Source organism: Ruegeria sp. AH7 (assembly GCF_056541325.1).
The window spans coordinates 2,501-6,258 of record NZ_JBQFYF010000014.1 but is presented as its reverse complement, the minus strand read 5'-3'; the positions used below and the strand labels follow the sequence as shown (position 1 = coordinate 6,258).

Here is a 3,758-nt window from a genome sequence, read left to right as displayed (position 1 = left end):
TTGGTTGCGGGAGCAGGATTTGAACCTGCGACCTTCAGGTTATGAGCCTGACGAGCTACCGGGCTGCTCCATCCCGCGACACTTTGCGTTGGTCTACCGCCTATTCGGCTACTTGAGACCGGGTAGTGTTCTTTTCATCGTATTAGAGAGATATGGGCTTTTACTAGGTTTGGCGGTGACCTACTCTCCCGGGGCTTAAGCCCAAGTACCATTGGCGCGGCAGTGCTTAACTTCCGGGTTCGGGATGGGACCGGGTGTTTCACTTGCGCTATGACCACCAAACCGAGGAAAAGCCCATGTCGACTTTCTTGCGACGCAAGAAAGCGACAGGTGGCAGGCAGCGTATTCGCAAAGCGAATGCGCGTTGCCACTCGGTTGTATAGTCAATCAACAGTGCCGTTTGCGTTGGCACGCGCTGTCCATGTTCAAGGTGTGTATGTCTTTGGTCTTGTCTTTCCATTACTGGATCAAATCAAGCCTATCGGGCGATTAGTACCGGTCAACTGAACGCATTACTGCGCTTACATCTCCGGCCTATTGACGTGGTGGTCTTCCACGGCCCTCAGGGAGACCTTGTTTTGAGGGGGGCTTCCCGCTTAGATGCCTTCAGCGGTTATCCTGTCCGATCATAGCTACCCAGCACTGCCGTTGGCACGACAACTGGTCCACCAGTGGATCGTTCACCCCGGTCCTCTCGTACTAGGGGCAACTCCTCTCAAGTCTCCTACACCCACGGCAGATAGGGACCGAACTGTCTCACGACGTTCTAAACCCAGCTCACGTACCTCTTTAAACGGCGAACAGCCGTACCCTTGGGACCTGCTCCAGCCCCAGGATGAGATGAGCCGACATCGAGGTGCCAAACACTGCCGTCGATATGGACTCTTGGGCAGTATCAGCCTGTTATCCCCGGCGTACCTTTTATCCGTTGAGCGATGGCCCTTCCACTCGGGACCACCGGATCACTATGGCCGTCTTTCGACTCTGCTCGACTTGTCAGTCTTGCAGTCAGGCTGGCTTCTGCCATTGCACTCAACGAGCGATTTCCGACCGCTCTGAGCCAACCTTCGCGCGCCTCCGTTACGCTTTAGGAGGCGACCGCCCCAGTCAAACTACCCGCCACGCAGGGTCCCGGATCCGGATAACGGACCGCGGTTAGACATCAAGAGTGCGAAGGGTGGTATCTCAAGGGAGGCTCCACGGATACTTGCGTTTCCGCTTCAAAGCCTACCACCTATCCTGCACATCACAATCCTGATGCCAGTGCGAAGCTGTAGTAAAGGTGCACGGGGTCTTTCCGTCTAACCGCGGGAAGCCTGCATCTTGACAGGCAATTCAATTTCGCTGAGTCGATGTTGGAGACAGCGGGGAAGTCGTTACGCCATTCGTGCAGGTCGGAACTTACCCGACAAGGAATTTCGCTACCTTAGGACCGTTATAGTTACGGCCGCCGTTTACCTGGGCTTCAATTCAAGGCTCTCACCTCTCCTTTTAACCTTCAGGCACCGGGCAGGCGTCAGACCCTATACGTCGTCTTGCGACTTCGCAGAGCCCTGTGTTTTTAATAAACAGTCGCCACCCCCTGGTTTGTGCCCCCAGCCCCTAGTTGCCTAGGAACCGGGCCTCCTTCTCGCGAACTTACGGAGGTATTTTGCCGAGTTCCTTCAACATCGTTCTCTCAAGCGCCTTGGTATGCTCTACCAGTCCACCTGTGTCGGTTTAGGGTACGGTCTGATGGAGGGCTATTTCCAGGAACCACTCAGCAGCCCAATCAATCCGATAAGATTGAACTACACCTGTGATCCGTCACATCCTCCTGGCCTAGGAATATTAACCTAGTTCCCATCGCCTACGCCTTTCGGCCTCGGCTTAGGGGCCGGCTTACCCTGCTCAGATTAGCTTTAAGCAGGAACCCTTGGACTTTCGGCGAGAGTGTCTCTCACACTCTTTGTCGCTACTCATGTCATCATTCTCACTAGTGATCTCTCCACGGGATCGCTCACGCGCCCGCTTCATCGAAAGCTCCAAATATCCTCCAAGGCGATCCGAAGATCGCTAAAGAGGATAGGAACTATGTCACACTACGCTCTGCTACCGATGCTTACGCATCCCTAGACTTCGGCTCATGGCTTGAGCCCCGTTACATCTTCGCCGCAGGACAACTTATTTAGACCAGTGAGCTGTTACGCTATCTTTAAAGGATGGCTGCTTCTAAGCCAACCTCCTGGTTGTTTTGGTCGTCCCACCTGCTTTCCCACTTAGCCATGAATTGGGGGCCTTAGTCGTAGGTCAGGGTTGTTTCCCTCTCCACTACGGACGTTAGCATCCGCAGTGTGTCTGCCATCTAGTACTCCCGGGTATTCGGAGTTTGGTTAGGATCAGTAAGCCTGTGGGGCCCCATTACCCATCCAGTGCTCTACCCCCCGGGGTATTCGGATGACGCTCTACCTAAATAGATTTCGCAGAGAACCAGCTATCTCCGAGTTTGATTGGCCTTTCACCCCTAGGCACAGCTCATCCCGATCCTTTTCAACGGATGTGGGTTCGGTCCTCCAGTAAGTGTTACCTTACCTTCAACCTGGCCATGCCTAGATCACTCGGTTTCGGGTCTGATCCCACGAACTCATACGCCCTATTAAGACTCGCTTTCGCTACGCCTACACCTAACGGCTTAAGCTTGCTCGTGAGACCAAGTCGATGACCCATTATACAAAAGGTACGCCGTCAGATCTCGAGGATCCTCCGACTGATTGTAGGCGTTCGGTTTCAGGTACTGTTTCACTCCCCTCGTCGGGGTGCTTTTCACCTTTCCCTCACGGTACTGGTTCGCTATCGGTCAGCAAGGAGTACTTAGCCTTCGAAGGTGGTCCTCCGATCTTCAGACAGAATTTCACGTGTTCCGCCCTACTTAATACGTCCGTCAAAGCTTCCTATACGGGGCTGTCACCCGCTATGGCCATGCTTCCCAACATGTTCTAGTCACTTATCTGGCTCGGCTGGTCCCCGTTCGCTCGCCGCTACTAGGGGAGTATCAATTGATTTCCTTTCCTCCGGGTACTTAGATGTTTCAGTTCCCCGGGTTTGCTCTTAAAACCCTATGTATTCAGGTCTTAAGTACCTGTTCATGCTCATTATTGATTAGCAAAACTAACAATAACAAACATTCAGGTGGGTTGCCCCATTCAGAGATCCATGGATCAAAGCTTATTCTCAGCTCCCCATGGCTTATCGCAGAGTATCACGTCTTTCATCGCCTCTTGCTGCCAAGGCATTCACCAAACGCCCTTCTCGCGCTTGATTTGATCCAGAAAAAGAAAGACTTAATCTTTGCGCTACCGCCTATTCGGCTACTTGAGCGCATTATTTTTTGTCCTACCGCCTATTCGGCTACTTGAGGACATGAACTCTTCCGGCCTTCGGCCTTCACAGTTCGATTAGGTCAATCGAGACCGCCCAGCTGGTAACTAAAGGCAGTCATTCTTCTGAACCAAAAACATACATTTCCCGCCCCCGCCACTTGGACGAGGACAATTGAGCAACCCCATATGGTCTCCCAGCCGTGCAGCTGATCAACGCAGGTCGCTCGGGTTAGTATATTTGACTTGGACAACTCTGTTCGTTTCAGTCGCGATACACATTCCAGGCCGGCTAGACCCAAACTGCGCCTTCCATCAGATGATGGAAACGACCGAGATCAGTACCACACTCGGCACGATCAAACAGTGTTGATTGATTTCTCTCTATACGATGTCAATGCG

The 3,758-nt window shown here is 52.8% G+C and carries 1 tRNA gene and 2 rRNA genes; all 3 read right to left on the bottom strand.

Going from position 1 to position 3,758, the window contains the following annotated elements:
- Window position 1: 1 nt before the first annotated feature.
- The 3 genes from ACR0JX_RS19660 to ACR0JX_RS19650 all read right to left on the bottom strand — a co-directional run bounded on the left by ACR0JX_RS19660 (window position 2) and on the right by ACR0JX_RS19650 (window position 3,300).
- A tRNA-Met gene (locus ACR0JX_RS19660) sits at window positions 2–78 on the bottom strand.
- 89 nt (window positions 79–167) lie between these two features.
- Window positions 168–282: ribosomal RNA gene (gene rrf, locus ACR0JX_RS19655) — 5S ribosomal RNA — on the bottom strand.
- Window positions 283–468: 186 nt separating this feature from the next.
- Window positions 469–3,300, bottom strand: a 23S ribosomal RNA gene (locus ACR0JX_RS19650).
- Window positions 3,301–3,758 lie beyond the last annotated feature (458 nt).